General features: G+C 72.7%; 15 protein-coding genes and 1 pseudogene. 5 read left to right on the top strand and 11 right to left on the bottom strand.

What is annotated here, in order from left to right; translation table 11 throughout:
- The first annotated feature begins 64 nt into the window (after window positions 1-64).
- Complete coding sequence (locus KAK06_RS09270; protein WP_210801664.1) at window positions 65-958, top strand: DMT family transporter; 894 nt, start codon at window positions 65-67, stop codon at window positions 956-958.
- Here the strand turns inward: KAK06_RS09270 and KAK06_RS09265 are convergent, their stop codons facing one another.
- Window positions 959-3034, bottom strand: a complete 2076-nt coding sequence (locus KAK06_RS09265) for a patatin-like phospholipase family protein (protein WP_210801663.1) — start codon at window positions 3032-3034, stop codon at window positions 959-961.
- Between the two features lie 18 nt (window positions 3035-3052).
- Window positions 3053-4951, bottom strand: a complete 1899-nt coding sequence (locus KAK06_RS09260; protein WP_210801662.1) for an NAD(P)-binding protein — start codon at window positions 4949-4951, stop codon at window positions 3053-3055.
- A gap of 32 nt (window positions 4952-4983) precedes the next feature.
- Here KAK06_RS09260 and KAK06_RS09255 point away from each other — a divergent pair, with 32 nt between their 5' ends.
- From KAK06_RS09255 to KAK06_RS09245, 3 genes and pseudogenes are all read left to right on the top strand, one after another.
- On the top strand, window positions 4984-6042 hold the full coding sequence (locus KAK06_RS09255) for a serine hydrolase domain-containing protein (RefSeq protein ID WP_210801661.1): 1059 nt from the start codon (window positions 4984-4986) through the stop codon (window positions 6040-6042).
- A gap of 23 nt (window positions 6043-6065) precedes the next feature.
- Window positions 6066-7191, top strand: a pseudogene (locus tag KAK06_RS09250) (pyridoxal phosphate-dependent aminotransferase).
- A 94-nt stretch (window positions 7192-7285) separates the two neighbouring features.
- On the top strand, window positions 7286-8734 hold the full coding sequence (locus KAK06_RS09245) for a hypothetical protein (protein ID WP_210801660.1): 1449 nt from the start codon (window positions 7286-7288) through the stop codon (window positions 8732-8734).
- Window positions 8735-8818: 84 nt separating this feature from the next.
- Here KAK06_RS09245 and KAK06_RS09240 read toward each other — a convergent pair whose 3' ends face one another.
- From KAK06_RS09240 to KAK06_RS09220, 5 genes are all read right to left on the bottom strand, one after another.
- Window positions 8819-10828 (bottom strand): TonB-dependent receptor, encoded by a 2010-nt coding sequence (locus tag KAK06_RS09240; RefSeq protein WP_247652745.1) that lies wholly within the window; start codon window positions 10826-10828, stop codon window positions 8819-8821.
- A 99-nt stretch (window positions 10829-10927) separates the two neighbouring features.
- Window positions 10928-11284: a hypothetical protein gene (locus tag KAK06_RS09235; RefSeq protein ID WP_210801659.1), complete on the bottom strand. Its 357-nt coding sequence runs from the start codon at window positions 11282-11284 to the stop codon at window positions 10928-10930.
- Between the two features lie 19 nt (window positions 11285-11303).
- Entirely contained in the window at window positions 11304-11984 is a 681-nt protein-coding gene (locus KAK06_RS09230) for a VOC family protein (RefSeq protein ID WP_210801658.1), read from the bottom strand.
- A gap of 22 nt (window positions 11985-12006) precedes the next feature.
- Window positions 12007-12918, bottom strand: coding sequence for a homocysteine S-methyltransferase (gene mmuM, locus KAK06_RS09225; protein WP_210801720.1), 912 nt, complete (start codon window positions 12916-12918; stop codon window positions 12007-12009).
- Between the two features lie 16 nt (window positions 12919-12934).
- Entirely contained in the window at window positions 12935-14209 is a 1275-nt protein-coding gene (locus KAK06_RS09220) for a trans-sulfuration enzyme family protein (protein WP_210801657.1), read from the bottom strand.
- A 105-nt stretch (window positions 14210-14314) separates the two neighbouring features.
- On the opposite strand from KAK06_RS09220, the gene KAK06_RS09215 reads away from it, so the two are divergent.
- Window positions 14315-14785 carry an Lrp/AsnC family transcriptional regulator gene (locus KAK06_RS09215; protein WP_210801656.1) on the top strand — a complete coding sequence of 157 codons (471 nt, stop codon included), beginning with the start codon at window positions 14315-14317 and terminating at the stop codon, window positions 14783-14785.
- A gap of 6 nt (window positions 14786-14791) precedes the next feature.
- Here the strand turns inward: KAK06_RS09215 and KAK06_RS09210 are convergent, their stop codons facing one another.
- Genes KAK06_RS09210 through KAK06_RS09195 form a run of 4 tightly spaced genes read right to left on the bottom strand, consistent with a single transcriptional unit; the run spans window position 14792 to window position 18402 of the window.
- Window positions 14792-15625 (bottom strand): PhzF family protein, encoded by an 834-nt coding sequence (locus KAK06_RS09210; protein WP_210801655.1) that lies wholly within the window; start codon window positions 15623-15625, stop codon window positions 14792-14794.
- Entirely contained in the window at window positions 15622-16833 is a 1212-nt protein-coding gene (locus KAK06_RS09205) for an aminotransferase-like domain-containing protein (RefSeq protein ID WP_210801654.1), read from the bottom strand. Before KAK06_RS09205 ends, KAK06_RS09210 begins: the two co-directional genes overlap by 4 nt.
- Window positions 16830-17540 (bottom strand): aspartate/glutamate racemase family protein, encoded by a 711-nt coding sequence (locus KAK06_RS09200; protein WP_210801653.1) that lies wholly within the window; start codon window positions 17538-17540, stop codon window positions 16830-16832. Before KAK06_RS09200 ends, KAK06_RS09205 begins: the two co-directional genes overlap by 4 nt.
- A 1-nt stretch (window position 17541) precedes the next feature.
- Window positions 17542-18402, bottom strand: coding sequence for a DMT family transporter (locus tag KAK06_RS09195; RefSeq protein ID WP_310741059.1), 861 nt, complete (start codon window positions 18400-18402; stop codon window positions 17542-17544).
- Window positions 18403-18516 lie beyond the last annotated feature (114 nt).

Below are 18516 nucleotides of genomic sequence, written 5' to 3'. Positions count from 1 at the left end.
CGCGCCGACTGTAGCCCGCCACGGCCCCGGCCCAGGCCCGGGTCTGCCCCGACAATCCAGCCCGATGGATCGACGACTTCCCCTCGATGGCCGTGCCAGCGGCCTGATGCTGCTGCTGTGTCTGACCTGGGGCCTGCAGCAGATCTCGCTGAAGGCCGCGGCGCCGCTGGTCAGCCCGGCCACGATGATCGGCCTGCGCTCGGGCATCGCGCTCGTGTTGATCATGGCGCTGGGCGGCGGCTGGGCCGCGTGGCGGCAATCGGGCCTGACGCGCTGGCGCCCCGGGGTGCTGGCCGGCGCGCTGTTCGCCATCGAATATCTGATGGTGGCGCAGGCGCTGAAACTCACGCACGCCTCGCACGTGGTGGTGCTGCTCTACACCTCGCCGATCTTCGCCGCCGTGGGCCTGCACTGGCGGCTGCCGGCCGAGCGCCTGGTGCGGCGCCAGTGGCTGGGCATCGGCCTGGCCTTCGTGGGCATCGCGCTGGCCTTCCTGGGCCGCGCGCCGCAGGGCGCGATGCCCGAGGCCCCGGCGGTGCTGCTGGGTGACCTGCTGGCCCTGCTGGCCGGTGCCTCGTGGGGTGCGACCACGGTGTGCATCCGCTGCTCCAGCCTGTCGAGCGCGCCGCCAGCCGAGACGCTGATGTGGCAGCTGGGCCTGGCCTGCGCGCTGCTGCTGCCGGCGGCATGGCTGCTGGGTGAAGCGCGCTTCACACCGGTGCCGCTGGCCTGGGCCCACCTGGCGTTCCAGAGCCTGGTGGTGTCCAGCGCCAGCTTCCTGGTCTGGTTCTGGCTGCTGCGCCACTACCAGGCCGCGCCGCTGGGGGCGTTCAGCTTTCTCACGCCGGTGTTCGGCGTGGTGCTGGGCCTGTTCCTGCTGGGCGAGCCGATCGAGGCGCGCTTCCTGGGCGGCAGCGTGCTGGTGCTGGGCGGCGTGTGGCTGGCCAGCCGGCGCTGATCAGATCCGTGGCGTGATGCGGATCTGCGCCAGCGGCTTGAGCGCGCCGCTTTCCAGCGACAGGCCGCTGTCTGGGCCCAGCTGGGCCAGCTGGTTCAGCACATCCATGAACTCGCCAGCCAGCGCGCGTTGCGGCGCGTCGTAGCGCAGGTTCTTTAGCAGCGGGGTCCATTCGCCCGAGGCCAGCGACGGCGCCAGCGACGCGCTGCCCGGCTGCACCGTGCCCAGGAAGGTGCCCAGCCGCACCTGCTCGTGGTTGCGCCAGCCTTCGCCGCCCTCGGCCCCGGCCGGGTGGAAGCGGTCGATCAGGCGCGCCGCGGCCATGGCCCCGGCGCCCGACAGCGCCTCGATGTTCTTCGGCGGCATGTCCAGGTTCAGGCCGCCCTCGTCGGGGCGCTGGCTGATCTGCACGATGCGGTCGCGAAAGCCCGGGTAGGGGAACTGGATCTCGTCGCGCCAGTTCTGCATGGTGTCGACGATCGAGGCCAGGAAGCCGACCAGCCCGCCCAGCGGCGCGGCATCGTTCGGGGCGTTCCAGAAGCGCTGGCTGCCCCCGCGGTTGTCCACGGGCAGGTAGACGCGGCCGCCCTCGTTGCCCGGCACCTGGTCGTGGATCGGGTAGTCGGGGTGGGCGGTCTTCAGGTTGACGGCAAAGGTGGGGTGGCCGGGCAGCAGCGCGTCGAACAGGTGCAGCGGCATGTTGCTGCCGATGCCGCCGTCCGAGAACCAGATGCGCTTGGCCTGCAGCGGGTGGGCGGCGCGCTCGTCGGGCGTGGCGGCGGCGTCGATCGCCTGGCGGCACTGCGCATTGCTCTTCAGGCTCCAGTCGATCGCGTACAGCGGCACCGCCGACAGCAGCACCGGAAAGCTCAGGCTCATGCGCACCGCCACCACCACCGGCCAGTCGGCGCGGCGTGGCAGCGGGCGCAGCGGCCGGCCCTCGGGGCCCAGCACGCGGCTGCCCTCGCGCAGCGGCTCGCTGCCATCGCCTTCGGGGTGGGCGCGCAGGGCCTCGTCCAGCGCCTGCATCACCGCGGGCGGGAACAGCCGCGCCCACTCCACCGGGTCATAGAAGAAGCGCGGCGTGCCGGGGCGCAGCGGGATGCCGTAGACCATCTGCTGGCTCACCGCGCTGGTCATCACCTCGAGGTTGATCTCGCGCGGCTGCTCGGGGTCGTCATGGCCCCACAGCTCGCCAAAGCGCAGCGGCGGCCCGTCGGGCGCCTTGCCGGCCAGGGTGTTGAAGTAGCCGGTGAGCCAGTCGGTCAGCGCCGGCTGATCGGTGGGCGTGCGCTCGTCGCCCTGGCCGCTGCACAGCCCGTAGCCGTTGGCATGCAGCCCGGCCAGCAGGCCGCGGCCGAAGCGCCAGCCCACCACGCCCAGCACCGGCAGCATCCACAGCAGCGCCACCAGCCACACGGCCAGGCCGTGGCCCAGCGCGGCCGGCCAGCCGGTGTCCGGCGCCAGCAGGCGCAGGAAGACCGCCAGCGCGCCCACCGCCAGCGTGGCCACGCCGGCCGCGCGCAAGGCATGACCGTGCAGCAGCGCGCGACTGGCCAGCGCGGCGGCCAGGGCACAGACGGCCATGGCCGTGGCACCGCCGGTGGCCATCGCGGCGGTGGGCAGGGCCGGCGCCACCGCCTGCAGCAGCGGCCACAGCAGCACACTGCCCAGGGCCAGCGCCAGCAGCACCAGACCGGCCTGCATCTTCACCAGGCTCCACAGCACGGCGCGGGCGGCGTCGCGCGGGCCGGCGTTGAGCGCGCCCACCATCACCGCAAAGTGCCGACGCAGCGCCGGTGTGGGACGGAATAGCGAGAACAGCCGCGTGCGGCCCTCGGGCGTGATCGGTTCGCCCAGCTGCTGCGGCAGCTCGCCCAGTTGCTCAAAGGCCTGGTCGTGGCCGTGGCGGCGGCCATACTCGGCCGCGGCGCAGGCCCCCGCCGCGATCGCCCCGGCCGAGGTGCCGCCAATGTTCTTGAAGCGGTAGCGCGTGGCCAGCTCGGCCACCAGCCGCGGGTAGACCACGCCGCTGGTGATGCCGCCCTTCATGACCAGGTCGCAGTGTTCGTCCATCGTTGTCTCCCTGGGGTGTCAGCTGGGCATGGCCGGGCCCGGAAAGCGCTGCCACTCCGGCAGGCGCGCGGCGGGCAGCAGCTCCTGCACTGCGCGCGTGGCCTGATCGATCGCGCTGTGTGCATAGGCGTAGGCGCCGGCATCGCTGTTGGCAATCGCCACCCGGCCCCAGCCGCGGCGCGCGGTCTCGCAGGGCAGCGGGCCGCGCGGCCACCAGGCGTCCCAGGGGCGCATGTACTCGTAGGCGTAGCCGTGGGCCCAGCGGTTGACGGTGATGGCCTCGATGTCGCGTGCGCTGTCAAAGCCGTGCGCGCCCAGCGCCTCGTCGAGCAGCGTGCGGACCTGGCCCTCGATGAAGCCGAAGTCCCAGCCCAGCAGTTGCTTGCGGCCCGCCGCGGCCTGCTCGCGCGCCGGGGCGCCGCCCCCCGGCACCACCACCTTGCCCAGGTGCAGCAGGATGGGCTCGTCTGGCGATGCGGGCGGCCGCTGGCGGCCCAGCGCCACCGGAAAGTCCAGCGCCACGTCGCCCCAGAAGCCGTCCACGCAGCGGATGCCCGAGATGCCTGCCGCCTTGAACGCGCGCCAGTTCGACAGCAGCACATTGGTGTAGAGCAGCGGCACCTTGACCTGGTCGTCCAGCGCGCGGCGCTGCGCGGCGGGCAGCTCGTCGGTCAGACGCGCGATCACGCGGTGCCAGCAGGCCAGCAGCACCTGCTTGGCACGCACGCTGCGCAGACGGCCCTGCGGGTCCAGGTAGCGCAGCTCCACCCGCTGCGCTGCGCCCGGCGGGCCCAGGTGGCGCAGGCCCACCACCGTGTGGCGCAGGCCGATGCGCAGCGGCTGGCCGGGCTCGTCCAGGCGATCGTGCAGCAGCGGCGCATCGACCAGGCCATCCATGCCCTCGGCGCCGGGCAGCGCGGCGGGCAGCAGCGCGCGCAGCAGTGCCCGCACCACGCCGGCATTGCCGTCGGGGAAGTGGTGGATGTAGTCGTCGGTGCTGAGCCTGAGCTGCCGGCCGCTGGGCGAATTGGCGGCAAAGGGTCGCTCGCCCAGGTCCAGCGCCTGGAAGCCGGGCAGGCCGACGGCCCAGGCGTCGAGTGCGGTGGTGGCGTCGATGCCCACGCCGAAATAGCCCTGGGTCGAGACCTGGAACCAGCGCAGCGCCTCGCTATCGGCGCCCCAGCCGCGGCGCAGGAACTGTGCATAGGTCTGCCGCGCCAGCACCGCCGCGCGTGCGCTGCGGCTGCGCAGGCCGGGCAGCGGGTTGTGGGTGGACGTCTCGTCGAACAGCCGCGCCAGCACCCGCTGTGCCCTGGCACCCAGCGGTGTGCGCGCCAGCCAGGCGGCGGGCGCCTCGCCCGGTGCGCGCCACACCGTGCGCGCCTGGCCCCAGTCGGCGCGGCCGAAGTGCACGGCCTGGCTGCTCAGGCCGTGGCGCTGGTGCCAGCCCTGGTCGAAGGCGGTGTCAAAGCGCTGCAGGTCCACGCCCACGCCCCGCAGCAGCGCATGCACCGCCGGCGAGAACAGCGAGGGCGAATCCAGCGACTGCGAGCCGCCATAGCCGATCAGCGTGGCGCCGCTGCGGCTGGTGAACGTGTTGCGCCGCGCATGGCCGCCCAGCTCGCTGGCGGCCTCCAGCACACGGATCGTCACTGGCCGCCCGGCGTGTTCGCGAAACCACCAGGCGCCCGCCAGGCCGCTGATGCCCGCGCCCACCACCAGCAGGTCGGGCTCGTCCTCGTCGCGCAGCACGGCCTGGTTGTCCCAGCGGCTGGGCTGGTCGCGCCAGGCGTGGGCCACGGCGTTGTCGGCGTCGGTCTGGCCCGCGAAGCCGCCGGCCTGCGCCGACGCACCCAGCGCGGACAGCGCAGCCCCATGGATCAAATCGCGACGCGTGATGTGGCCAGTGCCGTCCATGACAATGCAAGGTCCTGCTGAGAAGACGCCCGATGCTGCCCGAGTCTGCGCCCCCGCCCCATCCCCTGTCTGAGCCCACGCCCGCGCTGGCGCGGCTGGACCGGGCGCTGGCCGAGCGCGCCGTGTCGCCGCAGGCGCCGGGCTTCGCGCTGGCCTGGCTGCAGCAGGGGCAGGTGCTGCGCCGCCAGGTGCAGGGCTGCGCTCACCTGGAGTGGGACGCCCCGCTGACCGAGCACACCCGTTTCTACCTGGCCTCCGAGGCCAAGCCCTGGGTGGCGGCGCTGGTGCTGCAGGCCGTGGCCGACGGGCAGCTGGACCTGATGGAGGACCTGCGCGCGCAGCTGCCGGCACTGGCCGAGGTCGACCACCCGGTCCGCATCGGCCATGCGCTGCGCCACACCAGCGGCCTGCCCGACTACCTGGCGCTGTGGCACGCACAACTGGCCCACCACGAGAACGACCTGGTCGATCAGGCCCAGGCGCTGGCGCTGATCGCCCGCAGCGGCGGCCCGCGTTTCGTGCCCGGTGAGCGCTACGAGTACAGCAACAGCAACTACGTGCTGCTGGCCGAGCGCCTGCAGCAGATCAGCGGGCTGAGCCTGGCCGAGCTGGCGCAGCAACGCTTGTTCGGCCCCTGGGGCCTGCGCGACACCGGCTTCGAGCGCGACCCCTGGCGCGTGCTGCCGCGCCGCGCCCGCAGCTATGCGCGCGACCCGGCCGGTGCCTGGCGCGACCAGCCGGTGCCGCTGGGCAGCTGGGGCGACGGCGGCCTGTGGTCCACGCTGGCCGACCTGGAGCGCGCCGAGGCCGCGTGGTGGGCCGACTGGCAGGCCCGCGGCCCGCACAGCCTGCTGGCGCGCGCCATGGCCGACGATGCCCGCTTTGCCCCGCCCGGCCAGAGCTACCGCTTTGGCCTGGAGGTGCTGCCGCGTGGCGGGCACGACGTGGTCTTCCACGGCGGTGCCTATGCCGGCTTTCGTGCGCTGTGCCTGCGCCGCCCCGCCACCGGCGAGGCCCTGCTGGTGCTGAGCAACCGCGACGAGGACGCCGACACCTCGGCGCCCGACTGGATGAACCTGCTGTGGCCGTGAGGCCCTCACTCCTGGATCCACCCATGCTGCCCTACCCCACCGCCGCCCGCGTCGACGCGATCGACCCCTTCCACGCGATGGCGCTGTTCCGCCGCGCCGACGCGCTGGCCGCCGAAGGCCGGCCGATCATCCAGATGAGCGTGGGCGAGCCCGACTTCACCGCACCGCCCGCAGTGGTCGAGGCGCTGAACCGCGCGGTGGCCGAGGGCCGCACGCGCTACACCTCGTACAGCGGCATCACGCCGCTGCGCGAGGCGATCTCGGCGCACTACCGCCGGCGCCTCCGGCGCGCTGCAGCTGGCCTGCGCGCTGCTGGTGGGGGTGGGCGACGAGGTGCTGATGCCCGACCCCACCTACCCATGCAACCGCCACTTCGTCAGCGCCTTCGACGGCACGACGCGGCTGATCCCCGCCGGCCCCGAGCAACGCTTCCAGCTCGATGGCGACGACGTGCGCGCCCACTGGGGCCCACGCACCCGCGGCGTGATGCTGGCCTCGCCGTCCAACCCCACCGGCACCACGATCGCGCCTGCGGCGCTGCAGCGCGTGCTGGATGCGGTGCGCGAGCGGCGCGGCTTCCTGGTGTTTGATGAGATCTACAACCAGCTCACCTACGGCGGCCCCACGCCCAGGAGCGCGCTGGCGCTGGGCGACGACGTCATCGTCATCAACAGCTTCAGCAAGTACTTCTGCATGACCGGCTGGCGCCTGGGCTGGCTGGTGCTGCCCGAGGCGCTGGTGCCGCTGGCCGAGAAGCTGGCGATGAACCTGTTCATCTGCCCGCCCGCCACCGCGCAGTACGCCGCGCTGGGCTGCTTCGAGCCCGAGAGCCTGGCGATCTACGAGCAGCGCCGCCAGGAGTTCGCCCGCCGGCGCGACTATGTCGTGCCTGCGCTGCGGGCGATGGGTTTCGAGATTCCCACCGAGCCCGACGGCGCCTTCTACGTCTACGCCGATGTCTCGCGCTGGGGCCTGCCGGGCGAGCAGTTCGCCAACCGCCTGCTCGACGAAGCCGGCGTCTGCGTCGTGCCCGGCATGGACTTCGGCGTGCATGAGCGCGACCGCTGGGTGCGCTTCACCTACGCCACCGGGATGGAGCGGCTGCAGGAGGCGATGCAGCGCGTTTCCGGGTTCGTCCGTCGCCTCTAGTGCGGGCGAAGGCATGCCGGCCGCCGCCGCTGCATGACAGATCCCCCTTCTGGGGGAGAGCCTTCGGACGCCGTGTGGATTGACACTGTTGGTCATGCCGTCCACCGATCAGTCCATGGCGCCGTCGGAAGACGAACAGGATGAGTGCCTCAGCAATGAGGATCCACGATTGAGTGGGCGCCTTGCCAACTGGGCGCTGGGTCTGTGGTGCCTGTCGCTGCTGCTTCCAGCGTTCCAGACTCGTGAGCGAGAGCCCTGGCTGGGCGCCGAGGTTTTGATGATTGGCCCCTTCTTCGGCTGGGCCAGCATGGGCTTCGCAGTCTATGCCAACGCGTTCTTTGCACACGCCTGCACTCAGTTGCTGAAAGGAGGTCGGCCTGGCTCTTCGGTGCTGTGGATGCTTGCGATGACGGCGACGCTGCCATGGTTCCAAGGCGTCCTGCGCGACGAAGGAACAGGCATGGTGCTGGCCGTCACCAGCTGGGGGTGGGGAGCGGTCCTGTGGGTGCTGTCCATGTTGATGCTGGCCTCGGCATCAGCGGTGGCGTCAGGACGTCTTGGCCCTCGCGGCCTGAGGGTGCTTGGTGGCTTGGGCGCCGTCAGCTTGATGGGCCTGCTCGGCGTGAATGCATGGCAGTACTGGAACGCCAACCTGCCTGAACGCCAGCGTGATCTCGCCCTGGGCCTGGCCTTCACGCTGAAGCCGCCGTGTGGCGTCCCGCTCACGCTGGTGGAAGGTCACCTGGTGCCAGCCAACAGCGCGCTGATCGTCGATGTCGACCCGGCGCTCGACCCGGAGATCAAGGATCGTGTCCATTTCGCACTGCCGGCCCAATTGGGCGCTATGCATGAAGGACATGCATGGCGGGTTGTGGATTGGGAGGATGATTCACGGATGGCCTTCTGGCAGCGCTTGACCCCGAGTGCAGACATCCCGGTGGTGCAGGTGCGTGCGGCGCAGGGTGGCGCGGTGATCCGACTGTTGGCGACGGCTCATGGGCCCGTGCTGTATGAGCAGACACTGCGCACCCGGCCGGGGTTCCGTGGCTACATGGAGCTCTGTCCCTTCCATAGTGAACGTCTTGGACACCAGTACATGACCGGACCTGATGAGCAGTTGCTTCGGGCCGTGAAGCCCCCGAAGCTTCCCCAGGACAACCACCTCCGCGACGAAACGGCGGCGACGCCGTGCCCCAAAGGTAAGAGCGATCTCTATGGTCTAGAGGATGTGCGAGATTGGGATGGACGCGAGGTCATCGCGCGGGAATGGCATGACAGCAAGGCACTGTTGTGTTCGCCGTCGTACGTTGCCAAGGCGCAGTTTTGGCTGAGGGATGGCCGCCTGGGGGCCGCCGTGACGGTGCGAGATCGGCGCAGCCTCAGGCAGCTGGCCAGGCTCGACACCGAAGAGCCCTGTGTCTCGATGCCTTGCGTCCGGCCACCTGACGACGCGATCACAGCGGTTCAGATTGGCGATCAGGTCTCGACCATTTACTTGCCACAGCAGACTGTCACAGTGCGGCGCCGGTCCTCTGGTTGGTAACCATTGAAGACCTTGCCGACTGGGCTGGCCCTAGCCACCTACCTGTTCCAGGCCGCCCATGCCCATTGTCGCGGTGTGTGCCGATCAGAACGCCACCCGCACCCCCGCCGCCAGGCTGCGCCCCGGCAGCGGCGACAGCGCGCGCACCGTGGGAATTGCGCTGGCCGAGGTGGCCAGGGTGTTGCCCAGGTTGTTGACGCGCGCGAACAGCACCGTGTCGTGGCCGGCCAGGCGGGTGGTCCAGCTGGCGCGCAGGTGGGCCAGGGTCCAGCCGGGGGTGGGCGTGTCGTTGGCGTCCACGCGGTCCTGGCGGGCGGCGTGCTGCACGTCCAGGCGCAGGCCCCAGGGGCCGCTCTGCCAATCCGCCGCCAGCGACACGCGCCAGGGCGCCAGGCGCGGCAGCGGCTCGCCGGTGTCGCTGCGCTCGCCGCGCACCAGGTCGGCCTGGGCTTCCAGCGTCAGTGTCTGGCCGGCCTGTGACCAGGCCTGCCAGCGGCCTTCGGCCTCCAGGCCGTGCAGGCGCGCCGGCACGCCGCGGAATTCGTAGATCGGCACCAGGTCACCCTCGTCGGTGGTGAAGTCGGTGCCGGTGGCGGCCAGCGCGATGTAGTTGCTGAAGCGGCTGTGGAACAGGCTGATACGGGCACTGTGGGGGCCGCCCTGCCAGGCCAGGCCCAGATCGAACTGGCGACCGCTCTCCACCGCCTGGTTCAGGTTGCCGCGCTCGTAGGCCGCGGTGGCAGCATGCACGCCGTCGGCGTACAGCTCGTAGGAGGTGGGCGCGCGTTGCGAGCGCGCCAGGCTGGCGCTGGCCTCCCAGCCCTCGCCCAGACGCCAGCCGGCGGCCAGCGACAGGTTCAAGGGGTGGAAGTGGCGCTGCCGCGCCGGACCGAAGCGCGGCGTGCCGCCATCGGCATCGCCATCGGAGTCGACCTGCACCCGCTCGCCACGCAGGCCGGCACTGAGGTGCCATTCCTTGTTCAGGCTCCAGCGCTGCAGGCCGAACAGCGCCAGTTGCTGAGTGCGCGTCGTCGGTACAAAGGCCTCCTCACCCAGGGCCGAGAAGCGCGATCGCTCCCACTGCAGGCCCCAGGCGCCGTCGAGCCGGCCGGCGCCCAGCGCGGTGGAGGTCTGCACGACCTCGATGCGGGCGTCACTGCCCTTGGTGGCAAAGGTGGTGCCCACCTCGCCGGTGCCTTCAATCTCCTGGTGCTGGTAGTCGGTGAAGGCGGCCTGCGCGCGCACCGTGCTGATCGGACCGGGCAGCGCGCGCCACTCGCCGGCCAGGGCCAGCTTGTCGCGCTTCATCGAGATGCTGATGTCTTCCTCCACCACCACGCCATAGTCGTTGCGGTAGGTGTCGACGCTCGCGCCGACATAGCCGTCCTGCCAGACCCGCGACACGCCCAGCGCGCCGCCTTTGGCGTCACTGGCCGAGTTGATCACACGGGTGCGGCTGTCGCCGTCCACGGTGAAGCGCGGCACCGCCAGGTCGCTGGTGCGCCGGGCAAAGGCATCGGCATGCCAGGCCAGGCCGTCGACACCGCCTTCGACCAGGCCTGAGAGCGCACGCTCGCTGGCCGCACCGCCGCCGCGCAACTCCAGCGCACCCGACAGCGGCGCCAGCGGCGACTTCGGAATGCGGTTGTCGATCGCGTTGACCACGCCGCCCAGTGCGCTGCCGCCGTACAGCAGCGCCGCCGGGCCGCGCAGCACCTCGATGCGCTCGATCACCAGCGGGTCCAGCGGCACGGCGTGGTCGAAGCTCAGGCTGGAGGCGTCCAGCGACGCACCGGCATTGCTGAGGATGCGGATGCGGTCGCCGTCCTGGCCGCGGATCACCGGCCGGCTGGCATTGGGGCCGAAGCCGGTGGCGGCCACGCCCGGCAGGCCGTCCAGCGTTTCGCCCAGCGTGCTGCTGCGGCGGGTGGCCAGGGCCTCCTCGCTGAGCACCGACGCGGGCGCGGCCGGGTCGGCCTGGCGCAGCGGGTTGCCGGTGACGATGATTTGTTGGGAGGGGGCGGCGACGGAGGCATCTTGGGCCCAGGCGGGCCAGGCCGCGACGCAGGCGGCAGCAATCAGGGTGAGGCGCATGAAGACTCGAACGTTCGGCCGGCCCGCGAGCGGGCGCGACCACAGCAAGGGCGCCACCAGGGCCGTGGGGCTCAGGCGGCGGACAAGGGTGGGGAACGCTCAGGCCTGTGGCGGTGCGCGCGCGCGGAAGGCCGACGGGGTGTCGGCCGCGCGGCCCGCGGGCGCGGGCGCGCCGGGGGCGGCGGCTGGCAGTGGCGCTGCCGCCAGTGCCACTGGCGCGGCGGACAGCGGTGTGAGCTGGGCCAGGTGGTCCAGCAGCTCGCAGGCCAGGTCTCCCGCCGTGTGGCCCCAGGGGTCGTGCGGCGCGTGGGCCGTTGACTGGGTGGCCTGCGGTGGCGCCGGCAGGGCATGGGCGATGCCGTGCCACAGCCCCAGCAACTGCAGACCCAGCAGTGCGCCCAGCGCCAGCACGGCGAGGCGCTGGTGCCAGTGGCGGAGCAGGGTCGGGCGGGTCATCGGGCGACAGTGTGCCTGATCAGCCCGGCGCGTGCTGCGCGGTGGTCAGGATGACGGGGCCGCGCGGCGTGATCAGCGTGGCCTGCAGCGCCGGGCCGGGCAGCGGTTCGCGGGTGAGGGGGCGCAGGCGCAGCACCTGGTGCGCCAGATCGGGCAGGCCGCGCACGGTCAGCGCCGTCAGGTCCAGTCCGCTGGGGGCGAGGCGCTCGGCGGGGTGCGTGCCGGACCACTGGATCAGCGTGGGCACCGCGCCACCGGCCAGCGGTCGGCCGTCGTCGGCCACCACGATCTTCCAGCTGAGCAGGCCCTCGGGCGTCTCACGGCTGGCCGACAGGATCGGGCCGGGCTGGAAGCGCGCGTTGATCAGGCCCCAGCGGTGCATGTCGACCATGCCGGAGCGGGCGACGAAGCCGACCAACTCGGGGCCCTGCGCGGCCAGGCGCGCCTGCAGCGCGCCATCGTCCAGGCCGAACCAACGCGCGCGGCCGGGTGCGGGGGCCTCGGGGTCGATCGCGATCAGCTCCAGGTAGCTCTGCGGGTACACGCTGCCGGCCAGGCCGAGCAGCAGGTTGTGCGTGCTCATCAGCGCGTGGCGGCCGCCGGGCTGCGGCGTCACGCCCAGCGTGGTCTCGGCCCAGGCGGCGGCCTGGGCCAGCGTGGCGGCGGCCACCACCAGATGGTCGACTTCAGTGTGCTGCATGCGGCGATTGTGCCGCCGCGTCTTACCAACGCCGGGTCAGCGCCGCGATCTGCGCCGGCCCGGTGCGGCAGCAGCCGCCAATCAGGCGCGCGCCGACGGCGGCCCAGTCCATGGCCATGTCCTCAAACGGCCGGTGCGCGCACTCGGCCGAGGGCAGCCATTGCTTGGCCTGGGCGTCCCAGGTCTCGCCGGCGTTCGGGTAGGCCAGCAGTGGTTTGGCCGTGCGGGTGCGGGCGCGCGCCAGCAGCTCGGCCACGTGCTGCGGGGCGGTGCAGTTGATGCCGAGGGCCACCACGCTGTCATGGCCCTGCACCGCGGCCACCGCGTCTTCGATGGCGTCGCCCTCGCAGATGTGGCCGCCGTCGCGCGCGCTGAAGCTGATCCAGCCGCGCGCGCCCACCTCGTCCATCAGCCGCGCCAGCGCACGCGCCTCGGCGATGCAGGGAAGGGTCTCACAGGCCAGCAGATCGGCGCCGCTGGCGGCCAGCAGCTGCAGGCGCGGGCGGTGGAAGGCGATCAGCGCGGCCTCGTCCAGGCCGTAGTGGCCGCGGTACTCGGAGCCGTCGGCCAGCACCGCGCCATAGGGGCCGATGGAGGCCGCCACCAGCGGTGCGGGCCGGGCATCGTCGGCAGGGCGCTCGGCCAGCGCCTGGTCACGCGCTTCGGTGGCCAGGCGCACCGACAGGCGCATCAGCGCCGCGGCGTCGTCGTGCGACAGCCCGCGCCGCGCGAAGCCTTCGAAGCTGGCCTGGTAGCTGGCGGTGGTGGCCACATCGGCCCCGGCGCGGAAATAGTCCAGGTGCACCGCGCGGATCAGATCCGGTTGCTCGATCAGCAGGCGCGCTGACCACAGCGCATCGCGCAGGTCAGCGCCGCGGCGCTCCAGCTCGGTGGCCAGCGCGCCGTCGAGCACCAGGTGGGGCCGGCGTTCCAGCTAGGCGGCGATGGGGTCAGGGCGCAGGGTCATCGGTGTGATTCGGGTGCGGGGGGAGATCATCGCTGGCGCGCAGCGCCTGGTCCAGGTCGGCGATCAGGTCGGCCGGGTCTTCCAGGCCCACGCTCAGGCGGAACACGCCGTCGCCGGCAAAGCGCCGGTAGTCGGCCAGCGCGGCGCCCTGCAGCGGGTAGCTGCTGGTCAGCATCTCGTCGGTGCCCAGCCAGACCACCAGGCTGCGCTGGTGGCCCAGCGAGAAGGCGTAGTGCGCCACGCGCAGGTGGCGCGCCAGGCGCTGGGCCACCTGCGGGCCGGGCGCGTGGACCTGAAAGGTCAGCACCGCGCCGAAGCCCGGCATCTGGCGCTGCGCCAGCGCATGCTGCGGGTGGTCGGGCAGCCCGGGCCAGGTGACGGCGCGCACGGCGGGGTGCTGTTGCAGGAAGCGGGCGATCTGGCCGGCCGACTCGGCGGCGCGGCGCAGGCGCACGTCCAGAGTGTCGATGCCGCGCAGGATCAGCCAGGCGTTGTGCGCCGACAGCGTGGCGCCCAGGTACACGCCGGCCCGCGCCCGCAGGCGGGCGATCAGCGCGCGCGGCCCGATCACCGCGCCGCCCAGCGCGTCGCCATGGCCGTTGATGAACTTGGTCAGCGAGTGCAGCACCAGGTCGGCACCGTGGTCCAGCGGACGGCTGAACACCGGCGTGGCGAGTGTGGAGTCCACCGACAGCAGTGCGCCCTGCGCATGCGCGATGTCGGCCAGCGCGCGCAGGTCGGTCAGGCGCAGCAGCGGGTTGCAGGGCGTCTCGGCATGGACCAGCCGCGTCGCGGGCCGCATCGCGGCGCGCACGGCCTCCAGGTCCGACAGGTTGACCGCGCTGACCGCCACGCCAAAGTCCGGCAGCAGCGTGCGCACCAGCTCCTGCGCGCCGGCATAGCAGACGTCGCTGAGCAGCACATGGTCGCCCGCGCGCAGCAGGCCGAAACAGACGGCGGCCACCGCAGCCACGCCGGTGGCGGTGGCCAGCGCGTCCTCGGCGCCTTCCAGCGCGGCCAGGCGCTGCTCCAGCTGTCGCACCGTGGGGTTGCCCCAGCGGGCGTAGAGGTAAGGCAGCTGGGCCAGGTCATCCACGCCCTGGGCCGAGAAGGCGGCCTCGCCCGGCGTGAACAGGTGGTTGACCGACATCGCGATGCCCGGCTGAATCGCGCCGGTGGCGGCGTCGGGCTGCAGGTGGGCTTGCAGCGCGGTGGTGGCCAGGCCCCAGGCGGGATCGATCGCGGGTCGGTCGGACATCGCCACAGTGTCGGCGTCGTGCACGCGGCGTGGCCGCGTTGCGGGCCCAGCGGATGCGGTCCGGCCGCAGTCCGGGCCGCGACCACGCGGCTAGACTGCGCGCCCATGAGCCTGCCCGAGCTGGACGACTTCGACCGCCACCTGCTGACCCGCATGCAGGCCGATGCGCATTGCAAGGCCGAGACGCTGGCCGCCGAGATCGGACTGTCGGCCTCGGCGGTGCAGCGGCGCTTGAAGCGGCTGCGTGAGCGCGGCGTGATCCAGGCCGAGGTGGCGGTGCTCGACCCCGCGGTGATGGGCCGCGGCCTGACGCTGATTGCCGGCCTGACCATCGGCCGCGACAACTACGCCGCGCTGCCGCGGCTGAGGGCCTGGCTGGCCGCCGAGCCGGCGGTGCAGCAGGCCTGGTACGTGACCGGCGAGGCCGACCTGGTGGCACTGGTGCTGGCGCCCGACATGCCGGCCTACGACGCGCTGTGCGCACGCCTGATGGCCGAGGTGCCGCAGCTCAGCCGCATCACCACCCAGGTGGTGATCGAGCCGCTCAAGCGCAGCCTGGCGTTGCCGATCGCTTGATGGGGCTCAGAGACTGACCGTGCCGCTGATGCACGGCGCCACATCGCCGCCGATCCACACCGTGTCGCCGTCCTGCGCCACGTGCACCCGGCCGGCCCGGCCCAGCGCCAGGCCTTGCGAGGCCACATAGCGCGCGGGCGCCCGGCCGCTGCCGATCAGCCACTGCGCCAGGCCGGCGTTGAGGCTGCCGGTGACCGGGTCCTCGGGCACGCCCAGGCCGGGCACGAAGGCACGCACCTCGAAGGCGCATTCGGCGCCCGCCGGGTAGGCGCCCACCACGCCCAGCTTCAGGCCGCGCATCGCGGCGAAGTCGGGCTGCAGGCGCAGCACGGCGTCCGCGTCGGCCAGCTGTGCGGCGACCCAGCCGGGGCCGTTGTCGACCCACTCCACGGCCAGCAGATCGGCGTCGCTCAGGCGCAGCGCCGCCGCCACCTGCGCGCGCACCATGGCATCGGCCGCGCCCGTGCGCCGCAGCGGCGGTGCCGCAAACGCCAGGCGCGCGCCGTCGCGCTTCACGCGCACCAGGCCCACGCCGCATTCCTGCACCACCATCCCCGGGCGCTTGGCATCCCCGCCCGCGGCCAGCCAGGCGTGGGCGCTGCCCAGCGTGGGGTGGCCGGCAAAGGGCAGCTCACCGCCGGGGGTGAAGATGCGCACGCGGTAGTCGGCCTCGGCCTGCGTGGGCGTGAGCAGGAAGGTGGTTTCGCTCAGGTTGGTCCAGCGCGCGAAGGCGGCCATCTGCGCGTCGCTCAGGCCGTCGGCGTCGTGCACCACGGCCAGCGGGTTGCCGCGCAGCGGCACGGCGGTGAACACATCCAGCTGCGTGAAGCGGTGGATCACGGCGTGTCCTCCTGCAGCTCCTCGTTCAGGTGGCGGCGGATCACGCCGCCCAGCAGCGCCACGGCCTGGCGGATCTCCGCAGGACCCAGCGTCACGAAGGACAGGCGGATCGTGCGGCGGTCGGGCGCGTGGGCGTAGAAGGCCTCGCCCGGCACATAGGCCACGCCGGCCTTCACGGCGCTGTCGAGCATGGCCATCGCGTGGCAGCCGGCGGGCAGGCGCACCCAGAAGAACATGCCGCCCTGCGGCGCACTCCACTCGCTGCCGGCGGGCAGGTGCTCGGTCAGCGCAGCGGCCATCGCATCGCGCTGGGCGCGGTAGCGCGCGCGGATGGTGGGGATGTGCTGGTCCAGGAAGCCGTCCTTGATGACCTGGTGCACCACGCGCTGGTTGAAGCCCGGCGTGTGCAGGTCGGCCGCCTGCTTGGCCTGCAGCAGCTTGGGGTGCAGCGCGGGTGGCGCCACCACATAGCCCAGGCGCAGACCCGGCGCCAGCACCTTGGAGAACGAGCCCAGGTAGACCGTGCCCTCGGCCCAGCGCGCGGCCAGCGGGCGCGCGGGCGGCGCGTCGAACCACAGGTCGCCGTAGGGGTTGTCCTCCACCAGCGGCACGCGCGCCGCCTGGGCCGCGGCCACCACCGCCTGGCGGCGCGCCTCGGGCATCACGCGGCCCGAGGGGTTCTGGAAGTTGGGCAGCACGTACAGGAAGCGGCAGCCGGGCGCGTCGTGGCGCAGCGCCTCGATCGCGCCGGGCAGCGGGCCCTCGTGGTCGCTGGCCACGCTGGCGAAGATCGGCTCGAAGGGCGCGAAGGCCTGCAGCGCGCCCAGGTAGGTGGGCGTTTCCACGGCGACCGGCGCGCCGGCATCGACCAGCACCTTGGCCACCAGGTCCAGCCCCTGCTGCGAGCCGGTGGTGATCAGCACCTGCGCCGCGTTCACCTGCTGGCCTTGCGCGTTCAGCGTGGCTGCCACCCATTCGCGCAGCGGGCCGTAACCCTCGCTGGCGGCGTATTGCAGCGCCTCTTTCGGCGTGTCGGTCAGCACCTGGGCGCAGGCTTCGCGCATCGCCTCGATCGGAAAGGTCTCGGCCGAGGGCAGGCCGCCGGCCAAGGACAGCACGCCGGGCTGCTCGGTGACCTTGAGGATCTCGCGGATGATCGACGGGTTCAGGCGGTCGGCGCGGCGCGCCAAAGTCCACGGGGTGTTCATGCGGTCTCCTCTTGCAGCATCCAGTCCACCGCGGCCTGCGCATGCAGCGCGGTGGTGTCGAACAGGGGCACGGGCCAGCCGGGCGCGGCCGGGTCCACCAGCAGCGAGATCTCGGTGCAGCCCAGGATCACCGCGTCGCAGCCGGACTCGGCCAGCGCACCGATGATGCGCGCGAACGCGGCGCGTGACGAGTCGTGCTGCACGCCGCGGCACAGCTCGTCGAAGATGATGCGGTGCACCTCGGCGCGGTCGGGCTCGGGCGGCACGGCCACCTCGATGCCGTAGCCCTCGTTCAGGTGGCGCGCCAGGAAGCCGTCTTCCATCGTGAAGCGCGTGCCCAGCAGGCCGGCGCGGCGCACGCCCGCGGCGCGCAGCGCCTGGCCGGTGGCATCGCCAATGTGCAGCAGCGGCAGGCCGCTTTCGCGCACCACGGTGTCGGCCACCTTGTGCATGGTGTTGGTGGCGATCAGCAGCGCCTGCGCGCCGGCGGCGCGCAGCCCGGCGCCGGTGCGGCCCAGCAGTTCGCCGGCCTGCTGCCAGGCGCCGGCGCGCTGCAGCGCGGCCACCTCGGCAAAGTCCACGCTGGCCAGGCGCAGCGGCGCGCTGTGCAGCCCACCACGGCGCGCGGCCACGCCCTGGTTCATCAGGCGGTAGTACACCGCGGTCGATTCCCAGCTCATGCCGCCCAGCAGCCCCATCGTCCTCATCTCATCTCCCCACGGGCATGCGCTTGCCCACGAACACCACGGCGATCACCGCCACCGAAAACCCCAGCGTCGCGGGCTTGAGCGCCTCGCCCAGCACCGGCACCGCCAGCAGCAGCGACAGGAAGGGCTGGATCAGCTGCACCTGGCTCACCCGCAGCGCGCCACCCAGCGCCAGCCCGCGGTACCAGGCAAAGAAGCCCAACCACATCGAGAACACCGTGACATAGGCGAACGCGCCCCAGGACGCGGCCTGCACACTGGCGAAGGTGTCGGGCGCGCTCCACCACGCCGCCGGCAGCGTCAGCGGCAGGCTCATCACCAGCACCCAGCTGATCACCTGCTCGGCCGGCATCTGCGCGCTCAGGCGTGCGCCCGCCACATAGCCGCCCGAGGCGCACAGCATCGCCATCAGCAGCCAGCCGTCGGCGGCCACCAGCGCGCCGCCACCTTCATGCGCAGCAAAGGCCAGCACCAGCGCGCAGCCCAGCACCGCACACACCCAGAAGCCCAGCGACGCGCGCTGGCGCAGCGCCAGCGCGGCGATGGCCGCGGTGGTCAGCGGCAGCAGGCCGGTGATCACGGCCGCATGCATCGACGGCACCTGCCGCAGCGCCAGCGCCAGCCCCAGCGGAAAGCCCAGCACCGTGCCCAGCGCGCTCACGCCCAGCAGGCCCCACTGCGCGCCGCGCGGCCGCGCCGCGCCCACCGCCCACAGGTAGACCACGCTCAGCAGCCCCGCGCCGGCCGCGCGGCCCGCGGTGACAAAGGCCGGCGGCAGCTGCGGCGCCTCCAGCGGGCCCACCGCCAGCCGCGTCATCGGCAGCGTCATCGCAAAGATCAGCACGCCCAGCGCGCCGATCATCAAGCCCTTGTTGGCCGAGGGCAACACTGAACAAGTCCCTCGCGGCGTGCGCATCCCTGATTCGGGCGGTCTGCGGCGTTGCACATCCTCGCCATAGCCCGGGCTATGGCTGTG

It is taken from the genome of Ideonella aquatica (assembly GCF_018069755.1).
Lineage (GTDB): Bacteria > Pseudomonadota > Gammaproteobacteria > Burkholderiales > Burkholderiaceae_C > Ideonella > Ideonella aquatica.
Note: the sequence above shows the minus strand (reverse complement) of the source record. Positions and strands in the feature narration are given on the sequence as shown.

Excerpts from the sequence above, each read along its gene's own strand:
- KAK06_RS09270 (WP_210801664.1), top strand. The coding sequence starts at position 65 with ATGGATCGACGACTTCCCCTCGATGGCCGTGCCAGCGGCCTGATGCTG.
- KAK06_RS09265 (WP_210801663.1), bottom strand. The coding sequence starts at position 3,034 with ATGGACGAACACTGCGACCTGGTCATGAAGGGCGGCATCACCAGCGGC.
- KAK06_RS09260 (WP_210801662.1), bottom strand. The coding sequence starts at position 4,951 with ATGGACGGCACTGGCCACATCACGCGTCGCGATTTGATCCATGGGGCT.
- KAK06_RS09255 (WP_210801661.1), top strand. The coding sequence starts at position 4,984 with ATGCTGCCCGAGTCTGCGCCCCCGCCCCATCCCCTGTCTGAGCCCACG.
- KAK06_RS09245 (WP_210801660.1), top strand. The coding sequence starts at position 7,286 with ATGCCGTCCACCGATCAGTCCATGGCGCCGTCGGAAGACGAACAGGAT.
- KAK06_RS09240 (WP_247652745.1), bottom strand. The coding sequence starts at position 10,828 with ATGCGCCTCACCCTGATTGCTGCCGCCTGCGTCGCGGCCTGGCCCGCC.
- KAK06_RS09235 (WP_210801659.1), bottom strand. The coding sequence starts at position 11,284 with ATGACCCGCCCGACCCTGCTCCGCCACTGGCACCAGCGCCTCGCCGTG.
- KAK06_RS09230 (WP_210801658.1), bottom strand. The coding sequence starts at position 11,984 with ATGCAGCACACTGAAGTCGACCATCTGGTGGTGGCCGCCGCCACGCTG.
- KAK06_RS09220 (WP_210801657.1), bottom strand. The coding sequence starts at position 14,209 with ATGTCCGACCGACCCGCGATCGATCCCGCCTGGGGCCTGGCCACCACC.
- KAK06_RS09215 (WP_210801656.1), top strand. The coding sequence starts at position 14,315 with ATGAGCCTGCCCGAGCTGGACGACTTCGACCGCCACCTGCTGACCCGC.
- KAK06_RS09205 (WP_210801654.1), bottom strand. The coding sequence starts at position 16,833 with ATGAACACCCCGTGGACTTTGGCGCGCCGCGCCGACCGCCTGAACCCG.
- KAK06_RS09200 (WP_210801653.1), bottom strand. The coding sequence starts at position 17,540 with ATGAGGACGATGGGGCTGCTGGGCGGCATGAGCTGGGAATCGACCGCG.
- KAK06_RS09195 (WP_310741059.1), bottom strand. The coding sequence starts at position 18,402 with ATGATCGGCGCGCTGGGCGTGCTGATCTTTGCGATGACGCTGCCGATG.